17 protein-coding genes are annotated in these 17,142 nt (G+C 64.5%); 8 read left to right on the plus strand and 9 right to left on the minus strand.

Features of this window, described 5'->3' with window-relative positions:
• Positions 1 to 158: 158 nt before the first annotated feature.
• Positions 159 to 398, minus strand: a complete 240-nt coding sequence (locus O4H53_RS11105) for a hypothetical protein (protein WP_269363796.1) — start codon at positions 396 to 398, stop codon at positions 159 to 161.
• A gap of 394 nt (positions 399 to 792) precedes the next feature.
• Between O4H53_RS11105 and O4H53_RS11110 the strand changes: the two genes are divergently transcribed.
• Complete coding sequence (locus O4H53_RS11110; RefSeq protein WP_269363798.1) at positions 793 to 1,764, plus strand: alpha/beta hydrolase family protein; 972 nt, start codon at positions 793 to 795, stop codon at positions 1,762 to 1,764.
• A gap of 64 nt (positions 1,765 to 1,828) precedes the next feature.
• Here the strand turns inward: O4H53_RS11110 and folE2 are convergent, their stop codons facing one another.
• The gene (gene folE2, locus O4H53_RS11115) at positions 1,829 to 2,923 is read right to left on the minus strand and encodes a GTP cyclohydrolase FolE2 (protein ID WP_269363800.1); all 1,095 of its coding nucleotides are present in this window, start codon (positions 2,921 to 2,923) and stop codon (positions 1,829 to 1,831) included.
• A 113-nt stretch (positions 2,924 to 3,036) separates the two neighbouring features.
• The gene (locus tag O4H53_RS11120) at positions 3,037 to 4,215 is read right to left on the minus strand and encodes an aminotransferase class V-fold PLP-dependent enzyme (RefSeq protein ID WP_269363801.1); all 1,179 of its coding nucleotides are present in this window, start codon (positions 4,213 to 4,215) and stop codon (positions 3,037 to 3,039) included.
• A 298-nt stretch (positions 4,216 to 4,513) separates the two neighbouring features.
• Here O4H53_RS11120 and O4H53_RS11125 point away from each other — a divergent pair, with 298 nt between their 5' ends.
• Both O4H53_RS11125 and O4H53_RS11130 read left to right on the plus strand, forming a co-directional pair.
• Entirely contained in the window at positions 4,514 to 5,431 is a 918-nt protein-coding gene (locus tag O4H53_RS11125) for a hypothetical protein (RefSeq protein ID WP_269363803.1), read from the plus strand.
• Positions 5,428 to 6,084 (plus strand): glutathione S-transferase N-terminal domain-containing protein, encoded by a 657-nt coding sequence (locus tag O4H53_RS11130; RefSeq protein ID WP_269363804.1) that lies wholly within the window; start codon positions 5,428 to 5,430, stop codon positions 6,082 to 6,084. Before O4H53_RS11125 ends, O4H53_RS11130 begins: the two co-directional genes overlap by 4 nt.
• A 657-nt stretch (positions 6,085 to 6,741) precedes the next feature.
• Here O4H53_RS11130 and O4H53_RS11135 read toward each other — a convergent pair.
• Both O4H53_RS11135 and O4H53_RS11140 read right to left on the minus strand, forming a co-directional pair.
• Positions 6,742 to 7,344: an inner membrane-spanning protein YciB gene (locus O4H53_RS11135; protein ID WP_269363806.1), complete on the minus strand. Its 603-nt coding sequence runs from the start codon at positions 7,342 to 7,344 to the stop codon at positions 6,742 to 6,744.
• 14 nt (positions 7,345 to 7,358) lie between these two features.
• Complete coding sequence (locus O4H53_RS11140) at positions 7,359 to 8,261, minus strand: DMT family transporter (protein ID WP_269363808.1); 903 nt, start codon at positions 8,259 to 8,261, stop codon at positions 7,359 to 7,361.
• 71 nt (positions 8,262 to 8,332) lie between these two features.
• Here O4H53_RS11140 and O4H53_RS11145 point away from each other — a divergent pair, with 71 nt between their 5' ends.
• The gene (locus tag O4H53_RS11145; protein WP_269363809.1) at positions 8,333 to 8,833 is read left to right on the plus strand and encodes an MgtC/SapB family protein; all 501 of its coding nucleotides are present in this window, start codon (positions 8,333 to 8,335) and stop codon (positions 8,831 to 8,833) included.
• 3 nt (positions 8,834 to 8,836) lie between these two features.
• Here the strand turns inward: O4H53_RS11145 and ftsY are convergent, their stop codons facing one another.
• The gene (gene ftsY / locus O4H53_RS11150) at positions 8,837 to 10,279 is read right to left on the minus strand and encodes a signal recognition particle-docking protein FtsY (protein WP_269363810.1); all 1,443 of its coding nucleotides are present in this window, start codon (positions 10,277 to 10,279) and stop codon (positions 8,837 to 8,839) included.
• A 105-nt stretch (positions 10,280 to 10,384) separates the two neighbouring features.
• Here ftsY and O4H53_RS11155 point away from each other — a divergent pair, with 105 nt between their 5' ends.
• Positions 10,385 to 11,263, plus strand: coding sequence for a lytic transglycosylase domain-containing protein (locus O4H53_RS11155; RefSeq protein WP_269363812.1), 879 nt, complete (start codon positions 10,385 to 10,387; stop codon positions 11,261 to 11,263).
• A gap of 57 nt (positions 11,264 to 11,320) precedes the next feature.
• Here O4H53_RS11155 and O4H53_RS11160 read toward each other — a convergent pair whose 3' ends face one another.
• A complete protein-coding gene (locus O4H53_RS11160) occupies positions 11,321 to 11,620 on the minus strand; it encodes an SH3 domain-containing protein (RefSeq protein ID WP_269363814.1) in 300 nt (99 codons plus the stop codon).
• A gap of 180 nt (positions 11,621 to 11,800) precedes the next feature.
• The gene (locus O4H53_RS11165) at positions 11,801 to 13,513 is read right to left on the minus strand and encodes an NAD(P)H-dependent oxidoreductase subunit E (protein ID WP_269363816.1); all 1,713 of its coding nucleotides are present in this window, start codon (positions 13,511 to 13,513) and stop codon (positions 11,801 to 11,803) included.
• A 184-nt stretch (positions 13,514 to 13,697) separates the two neighbouring features.
• Here O4H53_RS11165 and O4H53_RS11170 point away from each other — a divergent pair, with 184 nt between their 5' ends.
• Genes O4H53_RS11170 through O4H53_RS11180 form a run of 3 tightly spaced genes read left to right on the plus strand, consistent with a single transcriptional unit; the run spans position 13,698 to position 15,560 of the window.
• On the plus strand, positions 13,698 to 14,711 hold the full coding sequence (locus O4H53_RS11170) for an alkane 1-monooxygenase (RefSeq protein WP_269363817.1): 1,014 nt from the start codon (positions 13,698 to 13,700) through the stop codon (positions 14,709 to 14,711).
• 49 nt (positions 14,712 to 14,760) lie between these two features.
• Positions 14,761 to 15,165 carry a hypothetical protein gene (locus O4H53_RS11175; RefSeq protein ID WP_269363819.1) on the plus strand — a complete coding sequence of 135 codons (405 nt, stop codon included), beginning with the start codon at positions 14,761 to 14,763 and terminating at the stop codon, positions 15,163 to 15,165.
• A complete protein-coding gene (locus tag O4H53_RS11180; RefSeq protein ID WP_269363821.1) occupies positions 15,162 to 15,560 on the plus strand; it encodes a hypothetical protein in 399 nt (132 codons plus the stop codon). Before O4H53_RS11175 ends, O4H53_RS11180 begins: the two co-directional genes overlap by 4 nt.
• A gap of 9 nt (positions 15,561 to 15,569) precedes the next feature.
• On the opposite strand, the gene xseA is transcribed toward O4H53_RS11180, so the two are convergent.
• Positions 15,570 to 17,117, minus strand: coding sequence for an exodeoxyribonuclease VII large subunit (xseA, locus tag O4H53_RS11185; protein WP_269363822.1), 1,548 nt, complete (start codon positions 17,115 to 17,117; stop codon positions 15,570 to 15,572).
• Positions 17,118 to 17,142 lie beyond the last annotated feature (25 nt).

Consider the following 17,142-nt stretch of genomic DNA (forward strand, 5'->3'; position numbering starts at 1 on the left):
CTTTTTGGGCGGCACGGCTCCGGGCCGTTGATCTATAGCGTCCGTCGAAAGTCCTGAAGCATCATGCATCACGGAACGCGTTGAAATCTCCGATTTCAGGCAGCGTTACGTGTTTCAGGTTTTTCGCATGACGCTTTGGCAACTGAATGTCGTTCGTCTCAGAAGCCGTAGAGGTCCTTGAAGACGTGGTGCACGATGTCGTCGCGCTTGATGTTCATCTCGGCCAGTTCGGCGTCTGATTTGGCCTGCAGCGCAGTTACCTCATCAAGCCGGCGCTGGCCGGTCGAGCTTGCGATCATGGATTTCCCGATGATGCTGAAGAACGCACCGACATGTGCCAACACCGCCCGTGCGGAGGTGCCGAAGCCATTTGTTGTCATGGTGGTCTGGTAGGTCATTTTGTAGTGCCTTTAATCCTTGTTGTCTCTTCCCTGACCCCCAGATAGGCCTGCCGGCTGTCGGGGAGTACCGCCAAAAATGCATAGCGGGACGCCCCGCCTTGCAGGGCTTGGATGCTGTATGGGGCGCCTCTGGTGCGGGCTGCGCGCAAACCGGACACCGGATTTTCCGGCGCTGCTGATCTAATGCCCGCCTGTCACACAGGGCAGTGTCCGACTTTGCACAGGCATGATTACATTGATTGGTGAGCGGGGTCAGCAATGTGACCAAAGCCGGTTCTGCCCGGATCGCCCCCCCGGTCAAGATGCAGAAAATCCGCTTGTAGAAAGCTGTCATTGCCAGAAAAGCCTGATAGAGCGGCCCTGTATTTTATCCCGCATCCGGAGCAGACGCATGAAATTCCGCCTCACCCTGGCACTGATGTTGCTTGCCGCCCCTTGCCTTGCCGAAACAACTGCCGGTGTTGCCCTTCTCCATGAAACCTCCGCACAGGCGCGGCCCCTGTCGCTGACCATCTGGTATCCAACTGAGGCGCAGCCATCGGCCGATATCGGCGGCAATCCCGTGTTCCAAGGGGTTCCAGCCGCCCCGGACGCTGCCTTTCCAGCCGGGCCGCATCCTTTGGTCGTGATGTCCCACGGTGGTCTGCGATCCGCCAGAGACTCCGGCGCCTGGCTCAGCTCATCCATCGCGCGTGCAGGTTTTGTCGTGGTCGAGGTGAATGCGCCACGTCCGGAGACCGCGGCGATTGCCCTTAACGAAATATGGCAAAGACCGCAGGATATGCGCCGCGCCATTGATCTGCTGCTGGCGGACGGCACCTGGCGCGCGCGTGTTGACGAGAGCAGGATTACGGCGGCGGGATTTGCACTTGGCGCAACCGCCGCCCTGTCCATCGCAGGCGCGGAACTGGATGTTCCGGGCTACCTGCGGTCCTGCATGGCGGAGGACGCAACAGAAGGGCCGGATTGCAGGTGGTACGCTGGCGGGGGCGCGGCTCTGTCGGACACCAATGCGGAAGGCCTGGCAGCCATGGGCAGAGATCCCCGCGTCACCTCGGTGATCGCGCTCAATCCGGAATATCCGGCCCTCCTCTCTGCCCCCCCTGCCGATCTGCGCAGCCTGCGGATCTCTCTGGGCAGTTCCGATGACGCGTCGGGGGATCAGAAGTTCACCCAGGCTGTTGAAATCCCTGGATCATCTGCCTTCGATGCCTTCGCGGCCTGCACCAGAGCCGGACCGGATATCCTGATCGAGGAAGACGGAGATGCGGCGCTCTGCGGGTTTTCAGCAGAGGCCCGCCAGACCATCCATCAGGAAATCTCCGGGGTGATCCTGTCTTTCCTCACCGGTGACAGCGAATAGGCCGGTACGAACCGTCCGCCGACAACGCCCGGCAGACCCTGCCGCGCGCTGCTGCCTTCGATGGTCAGCCGACGTGGAAAAGCGTGTTGAACAGCTTGGGGTCGATGCTGGCCACCTCGAAGGTCGGACCCTCCGTCAGGACCGAAATCGCATCATGCGAATGCAGGCTTTCCTGATGGCTTGCGATCACCCGGAAATCACCGATCCGCCCGTCCCGCTGCAACTGCTCGCAGAACAGCCGTGCCGCATCCTCGACAAAGATCGGATTGGCCGCATTCAGCTCGGCAAAGGCCTGTTCGTCCTCGCGCTTGACCATCACCTGCGTTTCCGTCGGCACCGCGCGGCGGCAGGCGTCGATCAGATCCTCGAACCACAGGCATTCGCGGGCGCAGTCGATCACCGCCGATATCCGCGCGACCGAGCGCTGCGAATGCGGCGTGGCCAGCTGCCCCCGGGTGGCGCGCGCATGTTCGCTGAGCTCCAGTGAACAGGGGCAGGTGCTGGAATAGACATAATCGAGGTGGATCATCTTCTGGCGCAGCCCGCCCTTTTCCACCAGTTCCAGCGCGATATCGTAATATTGATAACCCGACAGGCCGGAACGCAGGCTTTCGATCTTCATCGGGAAGGAAAACCGCATCTGGATGCGCGCATCCATGCTGTCGAGATCGGCCTTGTAATCGTCCAGCGCCTTTTCGATCACTTCAAAGCTGAAGGTCGCCTCCGCATGTTTGTAAAAGCTGCGCATGATGCGGGACATGTTGATGCCCTTCTTATCGGCCTCAAGGCTGACGGAACCGGTCACCGATGTCTCAAGCGTCAGATCGCCATTGTCGCGGGTGCGAAAACGGATCGGCAGCCGGAAATTGGAGATGCCGACATGCTGGATCTGTTGCTGCGCCCCCCGGATCAGGCTGCTGGGGCCGTTCTGAAGGTCCGGGAGCGTGGATTTATAGACCTCTCCCACCGCGAAATCATCCGGGTAGTCGCGCCGGAACACCGGATATTCCGGTGCATCGGACAACAGCCGGGCGACCGATGGATCAAGGGCTGCCACCTCTTCCGGGCTGGCGGTGCTGGCCCATGCCTTCAAAACGCCGAGCGCTTTTTCCGCGTCAGACCGCTCCGGTGCTTTTTCAACTGATGTGATCGCATTCATGGCTCAGGCTCCCCTTGTCCTTGCAGGCTCAATTTAGGGTGCCTTGACCGGATTACCAATCAAGATACCGCATTTCCGGCAGGCTGCGTGGCGAAACCCGACACGCCGGATGCTCAGACCGTCAGCGCCTGCATGAGATCCGCAATCAGGTCGTCCACATGTTCCAGACCCGCAGAGAGGCGCACCAGACCCGGCGAGATGCCCAAAGTGTCCTTTTGCTCCTGCGGCAGGCGCTGGTGGGTCGTGGTCGCCGGATGGGTCGCAATCGACTTCGCATCGGCGAAATTGTTGGAGATCGTGATGATTTCCAGCGCATTGAGGAAACGGAAGCAGGCTTCCTTGCCGCCCTTCACCTCAAAGGCAAGGACAGTGCCCCCGGCAGGTGCCTGCGCAAGTGCCAGCTCCTGCTGCGGATGCCCCGCATGGGTCGGATAGCGCACCGCTTCGACCATCGGATGGCCCGTCAGCGCTTCGGCCAGTTCATGGGCGGTCTGCGCCTGTGCGCGCACGCGCAGGCTCATGGTTTCCAGCGCCTTGAGGTGGGTCCAGGCGGTAAAGGGGTTCATCGCCCCGCCCGTGTGTTTCATATAGGCCTCGATCGGGCCCCGGATCAGCTCGCGCGGACCGCAGATCGCCCCGCCCAGCATCCGCCCCTGCCCGTCCACATGTTTGGTGGTAGAGACAATGGCGATATCCGCGCCACAGGCCTGCGCATAGGAAAACACCGGGGTTGCCATGGCATCGTCGGCCAGCACCAGCGCGCCGACCGCATGGGCCGCCTTGACCACATGACGGATGTCCACGATTTCCAGCGTGGGGTTCGAAATGCTCTCGAAAAAGACCAGACGGGTGTCGGGGCGGATTGCGGCATCCCATGCGGCGTTGTCGGTGCCGTCGATCAGGGTGATCTCGACCCCGAAACGCGCCAGCACGTCCTCAAGCACGTAAAGGCAGGATCCGAACAGCGCCCGGGAGGCCACCACATGGTCACCGGCCTTGACCAGCGCGGTCAGCGCCCCGCTGACGGCTGCCATGCCCGATGTGCAGGCGAAACAATCCTCATACCCCAGCAGATCCGCGATGCGGTCCTCGAACATGCGCACGGTCGGGTTGCCATAGCGGGCATAGATGAATTCATCCTCGCCCAGCGCCTGGAACCGCGCCTCGGCCTGTTCGGCGCTGTCATAGACGAAGCCCTGGGTCAGGAATACCGCCTCGCTGACCTCGCCGTATTGGCTGCGGCGGGTGCCCGCGTGAACCGCGCGGGTGCTGGGGTGCCAGTCTTTGCTCATGTGTTATCCTTCCGGCCCGGCCTTGCGGGCAATAAAAAACTCCAGACGCGGTCAAGCGAAAGGAGTCTTTCCTCGACCTTTTAGCAGTTCTTGACGGGTCTGGCCCGTCGTGGCCCGCAATCCGGTAACAAATCACCACGCAGGCTTGCTACTGCGCGGCTCCGGTCAGGTCAAGTGCGCAAAAGCGGCCGGCCTGTTGCGCCGGCGCATCGTCACGGTGGCGTAACCTGCGGGTAATCCCTGTGACATATGTTTGCGTCACCAAGCACCCACCAGATATAGTGGCAAGAGGCCCCGCATGGCCGTGATGCACCTCAATCTCGCGTTGCCGGAGGCGCCGATCCCCCGGGATGGCAACACCGCGCCCCTTGCGGCCGTCATGCGCCGCGCGGCGGCGGGTCACGGGCCAATCGTGGTGATGCTGCACGGATACAAATATGCGCCCGGCCTGGGGCGGCATTGCCCGCACCGGACCCTGTTTGCCGGCGGCGACAACTGGGCCCGGGGCCTGGGACTGGACCGGGATCAGGGCCCGCTGGGCCTGGCGGTGGGATGGGCGGCACGGGGATGGCTGCACGAAGTCCATGACCGCGCACAGCGGGTCGGGGTGGAACTGGCAAGACTGCTGAGCGCATTGCACCGCAGAGCGCCGCACCGGCCGATCCAGATCATCGCCCATTCGCTGGGGGCCGAAGTGGCGCTCAGCGCGCTGGAACACAGCGACGCAGGCGCAATCCGGCGGATCGCCCTGCTGACCGGGGCCAGCTTCAGCCAGCGGGCAACAGCGGCGCTGGACACGCCGGCAGGACGCCAGGTGGAACTGCTGAACGTCACCAGCCGGGAAAACGACGTTTTCGATTTCCTCTTTGAACGCATGATTGCGCCCGGGCAGCAGGCCGGCAGCGCATTGGGTCAGGGGATCCTGGCCCCGAATGTCGTGAACCTGCAACTGGACTGCCCTGCAAGCCTGCGCGGGCTGGCGGGTCTTGGCCTGCCCATCGCCCCGACGCGCCGCCCCGTCTGCCATTACTCCAGCTACCGCAGGCCGGGCACCATGGCGCTTTATGCCCGTTTCCTTGTGGCCCCGGGGGCCTTGCCCTTCGACCTGCTGCGCACTGCCCTTCCGGCACAGACAGACCCGCGCTGGTCCCGCCTTGGCATTCGCGGCAAAACCGGCATGATGACCTGGCCCCTGTCAGGAGACGCCACCCCATGACCGCCCCGATCGACCTTTACTACTGGCCCACGCCGAACGGCTGGAAAATCTCCATCGCGCTGGAGGAGATGGCCCTGCCCTATGAAACCCATCTTGTGAACATCGGCGCGGGTGAACAATTCGACCCCGGCTTTCTGAAAATCGCACCCAACAACCGGATGCCCGCCATTGTCGATCCCGAAGGCCCCGACGGCGCACCGATCCCGATCTTCGAATCCGGTGCGATCCTGCAATATCTCGCGCGCAAGACCGGGCTGTTCTGCGGCCGGACGGAGCGTGAACGCATCGCGGTGGACCAATGGCTGATGTGGCAGATGGGCGGTCTGGGCCCGATGGCGGGTCAGGCGCATCATTTTCTGAAATTCGCGCCGAAAAAGGATCCGCCGCAGGACATCCCCTATGCCAAGGACCGCTACCGCGCAGAGACCGCGCGGCTATACGGCGTGCTGGACCGGCAGCTTGCGCATCATGAATATGTGGCGGGGGATTTCGTCTCGATTGCGGATTTCGCGATCTGGGGCTGGGCCTCGCTCTGGGAGGGCCAGCAGCAGAGCCTGGAGGACAAGCCGCATATGGCGCGCTGGCTCGGGGTGATGGGCGCGCGCCCCGCTGTGCAGGCCGGCCGGGCGCTGCACGCTGACAAACGCCCTTAGCCACGGGTTTCGTTTTCTTCAAAGAAAACGGTCCGGACTTTTCAAAAAGTCCGGCACCTCAGCCCTTTTCCCACGCCAGAGAACAATGCCCCTTGCATCGGTGCATCTCACCACGGCGCAGGCCTGATACGGAACCCCGGCAAACGCCCGCAGCCGCCGCCGTTTTCTTCAAAGAAAACGAACCGGACTTTTCAAAAAGTCCGGCACCTCAGCCCTCTTCCCGCGCCAGAGAACAATGCCCCCCGCATCGGTACATCTCACCACGGCGCAGACCCGATACGGCACCCCTGCAAACGCCCGCAGCCGCCGCCGTTTTCTTCAAAGAAAACGGTCCGGACTTTTCAAAAAGTCCGGCGCCTCAGCCCGCTCCCCGCGCCAGATACAATGCCGCCTGCATCGGTGCATCTCACCACGACGCAGACCCGATACGGCACCCCTGCAAACGCCCGCAGCCGCCGCCGTTTTCTTCAAAGAAAACGAACCGGACTTTTCAAAAAGTCCGGCACCTCAGCCCGCTCCCCGCGCCAGAGAACAATGCCACCTGCATCGGTGCATCTCACCACGGCGCAGGCCTGATACGGCACCCCGGCAAACGCCCGCAGCCGCCGCCGTTTTCTTCAAAGAAAACGGTCCGGACTTTTCAAAAAGTCCGGCACCTCAGCCCTCGTCCTTCTCCACCCCGTAGTCCTGAAACAGCTTCCCCTGCATCATGAAAAAGGCGAACATCGCCACAGGCAGGCCGAAGGTCTTGAAATAGACCCAGGTCTCGGTCGCGAAACTGCGCCAGATCAGCTCATTCGCCACCGCCAGGCCAAAGAAAAACAACATCAGCCGCCGGGTCAGCAGCATCCAGCCCCCGTCCTGCAAGGGCATCATCTCTTCCATCACGTATTTCAGATAGGATTGCCCGCGCAGCAGCCCCACGGCGAGGATGCCGCCAAACAGCAGGTAGATCATCGTCGGTTTCATCTTGAAGAACCGGTCATCGTTCAGCCAGACCGACAGCCCGCCAAACACCACCACCAGGATCACGGTGGCCACCTGCATCCGGTTCAGCTTGCCGGTAAGCGCCCAGATCGCCCCGGTCGCCGCAACCAGCAGCGGGATAAAGGCGGCGGTCACCACGATGAACCCCTCGTAATCGGTCCCGCCGATGCTGAATGTCCGGTCCTTGAGCCTGAGATAGGCGATAAAGAACAACAGGATCGGCCCGTATTCGAGGGCCGATTTCACAAACGGGTTCACTTCCCTGCGCGCCATGTCCTGCTGCTCCTTTATCCGCCCATTTCCACTATCATAGCACCCGCTGCGATCAATGCCATCAGTGCCACCCGGCGCGGGCCAACCGTCTCTTTCAGAAAGACAACGCCGATCACGGCGGCAAAGACTGTCGATGTCTCGCGCAGCACGGCCGCCTCGCCCACCTTGTCGAGCCTTGTGGCCATCATGATCGCGCCAAAGCTGGCAAAGGCCACCAGCCCGCCGATAAACCCGCGCAGCATCAGCGGCCCCGGTTCGGGCGGTTCGGCCATCCGCCGCCAGCGCAGCGCCGCGATGACAGGCATCACCAGCCCGTCGATCATGAAAAACCATGCCAGGAAGGTAAAGGGATTCGCCGTGGCCCGGATGCCATAGGCGTCAAAGGTGGTATAAAGCGCCACGAAAAGCCCGGTCAGCACCGCCAGCCCCAGCGCCGCGTTCAGCGTGTCGCGCTGTGCCTCAAGCTTGCGCAGGTTATAGACCGCAAGGCCAAAGATCCCCGACAGCAGCACCGCCACGCCCAGCCATTGCACCCCGGTAAAGCGTTCGCCAAAGATCAGATAGGCCCCGATCACCGCGAACAGCGGCCCGGTGCCGCGCACCACCGGGTAGACGACGGTATAGGCCCCCTTGGTATAGGCCCAGGCCTGCAGCAGCTTGTAGACGATATGTATCGCCCAGGCCCCGACAAAGATCACCCACATATGCGGCTCGGGCCAGGGCACCACAAAAAGCGCAAAGGGCGCGGCCATCGCGCAATAGCAGAAATCAATCGCGCCGCGGGTCATCCAGGGGTCGTGACGCCCTTTCTGCAAGGCGCCGAAAACCGCATGCAGCACAGCCGCGGACAAGGCCAGGAACAGCGCCATCTGATGCCCGGCAGCGGTCCCTTCGATGGAAAGCAGCCAGTCGGTCATGGGCGCATCCCCGGAACCGGGGCCGGTCCGGAACCGTTACAGTCATGCGTGTTCACGACAAAGGCACCCCGATGTACGAAACAATCTTCGCGGATCTGACCAATACCTTCTCGGAGGTTCCGATGCCGGTTGCGGCCCTGCGCATGGCAACCGCGCTGGTTTTTGGCGCGGTCATCGGGCTGGAACGCGAATGGCGGACCAAACCGGCGGGCCTGCGCACGCATATGCTGATCTCGCTGGCCGCCTGCATCTTCATCCTGGTCGCCTTCGAGATCACCGCGCTGGATTTCGGCAGCAACGAGACCAAGCGGGTGGATCCCCTGCGCCTGATCGAGGCGGTCACTGCCGGTGTCGCCTTTCTGGCGGCGGGAGCGATCTTTACCTCGGGCGGCACCGTCAAGAACCTGACCACCGGGGCCAGCATGTGGCTGGCCGGGGCAATTGGCCTGTGCTGCGGCGCAGGGCGGATTCCGCTGGCGGTACTGGCGACCGTCCTGGCGCTTCTGGTGCTCACCATTGTGACATGGGTCGAAAAACAGGCGCCGCTGGACTCAGAAGAGCAGGATGATTGACCGTCATCGTTCGTAGCCCACCAGCGCATCGGCAAATTCCTGCGGGTCGAAGGGCGACAGATCGTCGATCTGCTCGCCCACGCCGATGGCATGGATCGGCAGGCCGAACTTGTCCGCCAGGGCCACCAGCACGCCGCCCTTGGCGGTGCCGTCAAGCTTGGTCATGACCAGGCCGGAAACATCGGAGATCTCCTGGAACACCTTGACCTGGTTCAGCGCATTCTGGCCCGTGGTCGCATCCAGCACCAGCAGGGTGTTATGCGGCGCGCTGGGGTCCTTCTTGCGGATCACACGCACGATCTTGGCCAGTTCCTCCATCAGGTCGCCCCGGTTCTGCAACCGTCCCGCCGTGTCGATCAGCAGCAGATCGGCGCCGTCTTCCTGCGCCTTGCCCATGGCGTCAAAGGCCAGGCTTGCCGGGTCCGATCCCTGCGCCGCCGTCAGCACCGGCACGCCGGCACGTTCGCCCCAGACCTGCAATTGTTCCACCGCCGCTGCGCGAAAGGTATCGCCGGCCGCGATCACCACCTTCTTGCCCGCCGCGCGGAACTGGCTGGCGAGTTTGCCGATGGTGGTGGTCTTGCCCGATCCGTTCACCCCCACCACCAGCACCACCTGCGGCGTTTTGGGATAGATCGGCAAGGGCCGCGCCACCGGATCCATGATCCGGGTGATCTCATCGGCCATCAACTGCTTGATTTCAGAGACGGAAAGTTTCCGCCCGAAACGCCCCTCGGCCATATTGGCGGTGACCCGCAGCGCGGTATCGACCCCCATGTCCGCGGTGATCAGCAATTCCTCAAGCTGTTCGAGCATGTCATCGTCCAGCACCCGGCGCACGACGGTCTTCTGCGCAGGGCTGCGGCCCATCAGACGGCCCAGAAGCCCGCCTTTCCTGACCGGTTCGGTGACCGTCTCGGCCAGTTCCGGCGCAACCGAGGTCATGGTGCTGCGCAGCGGTGCAGGTGCCGCCGGGGGCAGCACCGGATCAGCTGTTGGCGTGACCTCGGGCAGCGGGTCATCCTGTGGGATTTCCTGCGGCATCTCATGCGGCAAAGGCTCTCGCGGCGGGGTCGGATCCTGCGGCTGCGGCACCTCCGGCGGCGGGGTCGGATCAGGCAGCGGCTGCGGCGCGGGTTCCGGTATCGGCTGTGGCGCTGGCTCAGGCTCAGGCTCAGGCTCAGGCTCAGGCTCAGGCTCAGGCTCAGGCTCAGGCTCAGGCTCAGGCTCAGAAACCGTCACTTCGGGCGCGGGGTCAACCGGGGCCGGTTCAGGGTCCACAGCCTCCGGCATCGCGGCAGCAGCCGCGGCGGGGGCCTCTTCCATGATCTCGTCCAGGGCAACGGCATCTTCTTCACCGCCATCGCTGACAATCGCCTCCAGCCCTTCGTCGATCTTCGACGAGGACTTGAACAAACGGTCTTTGAGCTTCTTGAAAAATGCCAAGGGGGGTCTCCGTTCCGGTTTCCCCTGATCTATAGGCTCACCTGCCGGGATGGAAGGGCGGCCCGCGCAATTGACATGCCCGCGCGCACGTTTCACCAAGGGTCCATGATACGCCGGCTGATCCTGCTCCTTGCCCTCACGGTCCAACCCGCACTGGCCGATGCGCCGGGGCGGATGTGTTCTTCGGGCAAATGGGGCCATGTGGAATGCATCCGGCCCGCGCATTTCGTCTATGACACCTGCAACGCCATCCGCAGCTTCGCCAACCGCCACGGGCTGAACCGCGACTTCTTTGCCCGGCTGATCTGGCAGGAAAGCCGGTTCGATCCGAATGCCCTGTCCCATGCGGACGCGCGTGGCATCGCGCAGTTCATCCCCTCCACCGCAGCGCTGCGGGGCCTGAAGGACCCCTACAACCCCGCCGAGGCGCTGGAGCATTCGGCGCAATACCTGGCCGAAATGGTCACGCGCTATGGCAATGAAGGGCTGGCCGCCATCGGCTACAACGGCGGCGAAAGGCGCGCCGAAGGGTTCCTTCAGGGCGGCGAACTGGCCCCGGAGACGGTGAATTACGTGCCCATCATCACCGGATTGACCGCCGAGGACTGGCGCGACACCCCGCCAAAGCGCCATGACATGCGCCTGTCAAAGACATCCGCCTTTCTGCCTGCCTGCTATGAGATGGCCCGCAACCGCCGAATCACCGCGCTGGCCCGGCCCGAACCGCGCGTGAAACCCTGGGGCGTGCAGGTCGCCTTTGCCACCTCGAAAAAGCTGGCCCGCGCCCGGGTGATCGAACGCACCAGCACCTGCCGCGCGGCTGTACAGGGCGAAAAGACCGATCTGATCTACAAGAAGAACCGCGTCTCCGGCAAAAAGGGCTATTACTTTGCCCAGTTCGGGCGCAACACCCAGGCGGGCGCGCGCAAACTGTGCGACACCCTGCGCCGCCAGCGCTGCATCTGTCTGGTGGTGCAGAACTGAGCCGGGCGGAATTTTCGAAAATTCCGGCCCGATCTTTTCGAAAAGATCGGCGCCCGCCTATTTCCGCCGCAGGTAGGCGTAGGAGGCATAGCCCCGGACATCGCGGGCTTCCGCCAGTGTCACCGCGCACCACCGGGTCGGGCCGGTGGATTCGCAGCGCCCCACATCCACCTCGGTCCCGTTCGGCATCCCCAGAAGCTCGACAAAACCGGTGCCGGGGCCTGCCCGCAGCTTGAGCATATCGCCCTCTTCAACGCCAAACACCTCATAGCGGCCCGGCGATATGCCCGCCGAGGGTTGCGCGCAGCCACTGACGATTGCGCTGCTCAACAGCACGGCTCCGATCCATCCTCGCATGACATTCTCCTTTGGCGGCTTCGCCCCCCTTTTGGCAGCGCTTTGCCGCGAAGAAAACCGGCATCGCACAGGCGGCGGCAGATTTTCACCGCCGCCCGCCGGATCAGTTCGGCAGCGCGGCGGGAACCGGAATTTTCGAAAATTCCGACCCGATCTTTTCGAAAAGATCGCTGTGCCGCCTCAGATCTCGTCGGGGAAATGCTTCATCACCATCCGGATCGGATTCGGCGCCGCCTGGCCCAGCCCGCAGATCGAGGCATCGACCATCGCGGTGCTCAGCTCTTCCAGCAGGCCGGTATCCCAGCGCTCCGCCTGCATCAGCTTGACCGCCTTTTCGCAGCCGACCCGGCAGGGCGTGCACTGGCCACAGCTTTCATCCTCGAAGAACCGCAGCATGTTCAGCGCCGCTGCCCTTGCGCTGTCGGCCTCCGAGAGCACCACCACCGCAGCCGACCCGATGAAGGAGCCATGCGGTTGCAGCGTGTCGAAATCCAGCGGGATGTCGTCCATCGAGGCGGGCAACAACCCCGAGGACGGCCCGCCCGGCTGATAGGCCTTGAACGCATGACCCTCTGCCATGCCGCCCGCGGCCCCGATGACATCGGTGATGGTGGAACCCGCGGGCAGCAGATACATCCCCGGCTTTGCCACACGGCCCGAGACCGAATAGCTGCGCAGCCCCTTGCGGCCGTTCTTTTCGGTGCCTGACAGCACCTCCGGCCCTTCGCGGCACACCTTTGCGACCCAGTGCAAGGTTTCGATGTTATGCACCAATGTGGGCCGGTCAAAGATGCCCACCTGCGCCACATAGGGCGGGCGGTGGCGCGGGATGCCGCGCTTGCCCTCGATGCTTTCGATCATCGCGGATTCCTCGCCGCAGATATAGGCTCCGGCCCCGCGCCGCAGGTCGATATAGCCCGCCTCGGCGATGCCCGCCGCCTCCAGCGCCGCAATCTCGCGCGCAAGGATTTCCAGCACCGCCGGATATTCGTCGCGCATGTAGAGGAACACTTTTTCCGCCTCGACCGCCCAGGCGGCAATCAGCATGCCTTCCAGAAACAGATGCGGCGTGCGTTCCAGATACCAGCGGTCCTTGAAGGTGCCCGGCTCGCCCTCGTCCCCGTTGACCGCCATGTAACGCGGCCCGGCATTGCCGCGCACGAAGCCCCATTTCCTGCCCGAGGGGAAACCGGCGCCGCCAAGGCCGCGCAGCCCGCTGTCCAGCACCTTTTGCTGGACCGCTTCCCAGTCGCCGTTCAGGCGCAGGGCCGCAAGCGTCTCGTAACCGCCAGCCGCCGCATAGGCCGCGTAATCCTCATAGGCCGGCACATGGGCATGGGTGTCACCCGCCGCGATGGCCGCCTGCACCTTTTCCGGGGTGGCGTGGTCGATGTGGTTATGGCCGATCTCCAGCACCGGCGCGGTATCGCAGCGGCCCATGCAGGGCGCGCGCAAGACACGGACCTGAGCCGGGTCCAGCCCCTCCTCCAGCGCGGATTTCAGGGCCTGGGCGCCCGCCAGCTCGCAGGACAGGCTGTCGCAGACGCGGATGGTCAGCGCGGGCGGCGGGGTTTCCCCCTCTTTCACAACGTCGAAATGCGCATAAAAGGTCGCAACTTCATAGACTTCGGCCATCGACAGGCGCATTTCCTCGGCCAGCGCCCGCAGATGCGCGGCCGACAGATGGCCAAAGCTGTCCTGGATCAGATGCAGGAATTCGATCAGCAGGTCCCGGCTGCGGGGTCGGTCGCCCAAAAGCGCGCGCACCTCGTCCCAGGGCCCGTCCTGCAACTGCCGCCCCTTGGTGTGGTGCCGGCCCTTGCCCTTGCCCGATTTCCAGACGCCTTTTTCCGGCCCCTTGCCCTTGGTGTCCTTGTGATCGTCCAGCGCCATGTCACGTCCCCTTGTGCCCTGCCCCCGAGGGGTTGCGCCGACCCTAGCAAAACACGCCACCGCCCCACGATCAAAAAGCGACGATTTCACCGCAGTTTGCGCGGGGCAATTCCGAAATCCCTGTCTTTGCGTGACCGCATTTCGCCTATAAGAAACTCCCGACCCTGAACGGAGCCGCGACACGATGCCTTGGTTTGTCTTTGCCAGCCTGCTGCCTGCGGGGCTTTTGGCCCTGGCCTGCCTGCTGGGCGGCATCTGGCCACTGCTGGCGGTGCTCTCGATCACGGTCTTTGTCTTTTTCATGGACAAGCTGCCGCGCCGGGCCCAGGTCAGCGATGCGACGGGGCGCGCGCTTTGCCTGACCCTGGCAGTGGTGCATTTCCCGCTGCTGGCGCTGGGGGTCCGGGCGCTGGCGGCAGGGCAACAGCTCGACCTGACCGACAAGCTGCTGATCTTTGCCGGGCTGGGGCTGTTCTTTGGCCAGGTTTCCAATTCCAACGCGCATGAGCTGATCCACGCGGGCCGCCGGTTGCCCCGGCGCATCGGTGTGGCGATCTATGTCTCGCTTCTGCATGGGCATCACGTTTCGGCGCATCTGCGGGTCCACCATGTGCATGCCGCCACCGATGCGGACCCCAATTCGGCCCCCATGGGCATGGGGTTCTGGCGCTATTGCGGCCATGTGCTGCGCGGTGAATTCACCGCAGGGCTGCGCGCCGAGACGGCACATCGCGCCCGCGCGGCAACATCCCCCCCGGCATGGAGCCACCCCTACCTCGGCTATCTGGCCGGTGCGGCGGCCGCACTGCTCTGTGCCTTCCTGCTGGCCGGGTTCCGCGGTCTTGTCGTCTATGTCGGGATTGCCGCCTATGCCCAGTGGCAGTTGCTGCTGTCGGATTACGTGCAGCACTACGGGCTGCGCCGCCGGGTGCTGGAGACGGGCAAACCCGAGCCGGTCGGCCCGCAGCACAGCTGGAACGCGCCGAAATGGTATTCCAGCGCGATGATGCTGAACGCGCCGCGCCATTCGGATCACCACATGCGCCCCGCCCGCGCCTTTCCGGCGCTTGAGGTCACCCCCGAAACCATGCCGGTCCTGCCCCACAGCCTGCCGGTGATGGCGGTGGTGGCACTGGTGCCGCCACTCTGGCACCGCCTCATGGACCGGCGCGCGGCGCGCTGGCAGGATGTCGCGTGACCCGCGATGACCACTGGCAGCGGCGGCGGCTTTCTGGCACTCTGACCCCATGAAACACATCGCCCTGACCCTGTCGCTCCTGCTTGCCCTGCCCGCCCTGCCTGCCGCCGCGCAGGACCTGATGACAGCAGAGGAATTCGACGCCTACACCCGGGGCAAGACGCTCTTTTACGGGCGCAACGGCAGCGCCTATGGCGCGGAAGCCTACCACGGGAACCGCCGTGTCGAATGGTCCTTTCTCGACGGGGAATGCCGCGCGGGGGAATGGTATCAGGACGGCGAGCTGATCTGTTTCGTCTATGAAGACAACCCCGATCCGCAATGCTGGAGCTTCTCGCGCGGCACCGGCGGGCTGATCGCACGGTTCCAGAACGATCCACAGACCACCGAACTTTATGAAGCCCGGGATGTGGGCGAGGAAATGCTCTGCCTCGGCCCCAAGGTCGGCGTGTGAAACCGCTGCTGGCAGCGCTGCTGCTCTGCGCGGGCATGGCGCAGGCGGAACCGCTGGACACCGCCGAGGCCTTTCAGGCCTATGTCGGCGGCAAGACCCTCTATTTCGATCGGGGCGACGGGCGCGGTGTGACCGCTGCCGAAAGCTATCTGGAGGACCGGCAGGTGCGCTGGTCCGAACGGGGCGGCACCTGTATCGAAGGGCAATGGTATGCCGAGGGCGGGCTGATCTGCTTTACCTACGAAAACAACCCCGACCCGCAATGCTGGGCGGTGGAGCGGACCGCAACCGGGCTGGTGGCGGTGCTGCGCAACGGCGGCTTCCCGACCCGGATTTTCGAGGGTGATCCGGGCAATGATCCCTTTGAATGCCTGGGGCCAAAGGTCGGCGTCTGAGCCAGCGCTTCAGAACAGCGAGCCTTGTTCGGGCGGTTTGCCCGCCTTGCGCGGCGCGGGTTTGGCGCTGCCGGCCCCCACCGTGATCCGGCCATCGGCGAATTCGATCTCAAGACTTGTGGCCTTTCCTGCCGCCGCCTTGCCGGTCACCACCGCACCATCGCCGCGCACCACCGCATAGCCGCGCGCCAGTGTCGCCTTGTAGCTCAGGGTCTCGCGCAGCCGGTCCAGCGCGTCGATCCGCTGCCGCCAGCCGCGGGTCTGGCGCTGGCCCGCATCCGACAGGCGCGCAACCAGCGCGGCAAAGGCATCGGCCTTGCGCGCGCGGTCCTGCGCCAATGCGGCAGGGCGGAATCCCCGTGCCCGGCTTTCAAACCGGTCGCGCCGCGCCGCAACCCCGCGCGCCAGCGCCGGGGCAAGCCGCGCCGCGATTTCCCCCAGCCGCCGCCGGTCCTGCGCCAGGCGCTGGCGCAGGGTCGCGGGCCGCAGGGAGCCGGAGACATCCGCCAGCCGAACCCGCCGCCGCTGCACCCCGGCGATCAGCGCCGGTTCCAGCTTCTCGCCCGCGCGGTCCAGCCGCTGGCGCGGCCCGTCCAGCAGCGTTTCGGCACGGGGCAAGGCACGCGCCATGTCGCGCAGCCGCTGGTCACGGCGGCTCAGCCCCTGGCTGAGCAGCACCCGCATCCGCGCCTCCTGACTGTCGAGCCAGGCCGCCAGTTCGTGCCGCACCGGCACCGCCAGTTCCGCCGCCGCCGTCGGCGTGGGCGCGCGGCGGTCCGAGACATAGTCGATCAGCGTCGTATCCGTCTCATGCCCCACCGCCGAAATCAGCGGAATCTGCGAGGCCGCCGCCGCCCGCGCCACGATTTCCTCGTTGAACCCCCAGAGATCCTCGACCGAGCCGCCGCCCCGCGCGACAATCAGCAGGTCGGGGCGCGGCAGGGCGCCGCCGGGGGTCAGCGCGTTGAAGCCTTCGATGGCGCGGGTCACTTCGGGTGCGCATTTCGCGCCCTGCACCGCCACCGGCCAGATCAGCACCTTGCGCGGAAACCGGTCACGCAGACGGTGCAGGATGTCGCGGATCACCGCGCCGGAGGGCGAGGTGACCACGCCGATCACATCCGGCAGATAGGGCAAGGGCCGCTTGCGCGATGCCTCGAACAGCCCCTCCGCCGCCAGTGCCTTCTTGCGCTTTTCCAGCAGGGCCATCAGCGCGCCCATGCCTGCAGGTTTGATATCCTCGATCACGATCTGATATTTCGACTGGCCGCCGAAAGTGGTGATGCGCCCCGTGGCGACCACCTCCATCCCCTCTTCGGGCTGGGTGTCCAGCCGCGCCGACACGCCTTTCCAGATCACCCCGGAGATGACGGATTTGTCGTCCTTGAGGTCCAGATAGATATGCCCCGACCGGGGCCTGCTGACCCGGCCCACCTCGCCGCGAATCCGCACATGGCCGAATTCGCCCTCGATCACCCGCTTGATCGCACCGGACAGTTCGGTGACAGAGAATTCCGGGCTGTTCTGCCCCTCGCGGGGATCGTCGATCAGGTCCATGTCCTGTCCTTGTGTCTTGGGCAGC

The organism is Sulfitobacter sp. G21635-S1 (genome assembly GCF_027213915.1).
In the GTDB taxonomy this organism is placed as follows: Bacteria; Pseudomonadota; Alphaproteobacteria; order Rhodobacterales; family Rhodobacteraceae; genus Sulfitobacter.

Excerpts from the sequence above, each read along its gene's own strand:
- O4H53_RS11105 (WP_269363796.1), bottom strand. The coding sequence starts at position 398 with ATGACCTACCAGACCACCATGACAACAAATGGCTTCGGCACCTCCGCA.
- O4H53_RS11110 (WP_269363798.1), top strand. The coding sequence starts at position 793 with ATGAAATTCCGCCTCACCCTGGCACTGATGTTGCTTGCCGCCCCTTGC.
- folE2 (WP_269363800.1), bottom strand. The coding sequence starts at position 2,923 with ATGAATGCGATCACATCAGTTGAAAAAGCACCGGAGCGGTCTGACGCG.
- O4H53_RS11120 (WP_269363801.1), bottom strand. The coding sequence starts at position 4,215 with ATGAGCAAAGACTGGCACCCCAGCACCCGCGCGGTTCACGCGGGCACC.
- O4H53_RS11125 (WP_269363803.1), top strand. The coding sequence starts at position 4,514 with ATGGCCGTGATGCACCTCAATCTCGCGTTGCCGGAGGCGCCGATCCCC.
- O4H53_RS11130 (WP_269363804.1), top strand. The coding sequence starts at position 5,428 with ATGACCGCCCCGATCGACCTTTACTACTGGCCCACGCCGAACGGCTGG.
- O4H53_RS11135 (WP_269363806.1), bottom strand. The coding sequence starts at position 7,344 with ATGGCGCGCAGGGAAGTGAACCCGTTTGTGAAATCGGCCCTCGAATAC.
- O4H53_RS11140 (WP_269363808.1), bottom strand. The coding sequence starts at position 8,261 with ATGACCGACTGGCTGCTTTCCATCGAAGGGACCGCTGCCGGGCATCAG.
- O4H53_RS11145 (WP_269363809.1), top strand. The coding sequence starts at position 8,333 with ATGTACGAAACAATCTTCGCGGATCTGACCAATACCTTCTCGGAGGTT.
- O4H53_RS11155 (WP_269363812.1), top strand. The coding sequence starts at position 10,385 with ATGATACGCCGGCTGATCCTGCTCCTTGCCCTCACGGTCCAACCCGCA.
- O4H53_RS11160 (WP_269363814.1), bottom strand. The coding sequence starts at position 11,620 with ATGCGAGGATGGATCGGAGCCGTGCTGTTGAGCAGCGCAATCGTCAGT.
- O4H53_RS11165 (WP_269363816.1), bottom strand. The coding sequence starts at position 13,513 with ATGGCGCTGGACGATCACAAGGACACCAAGGGCAAGGGGCCGGAAAAA.
- O4H53_RS11170 (WP_269363817.1), top strand. The coding sequence starts at position 13,698 with ATGCCTTGGTTTGTCTTTGCCAGCCTGCTGCCTGCGGGGCTTTTGGCC.
- O4H53_RS11175 (WP_269363819.1), top strand. The coding sequence starts at position 14,761 with ATGAAACACATCGCCCTGACCCTGTCGCTCCTGCTTGCCCTGCCCGCC.
- xseA (WP_269363822.1), bottom strand. The coding sequence starts at position 17,117 with ATGGACCTGATCGACGATCCCCGCGAGGGGCAGAACAGCCCGGAATTC.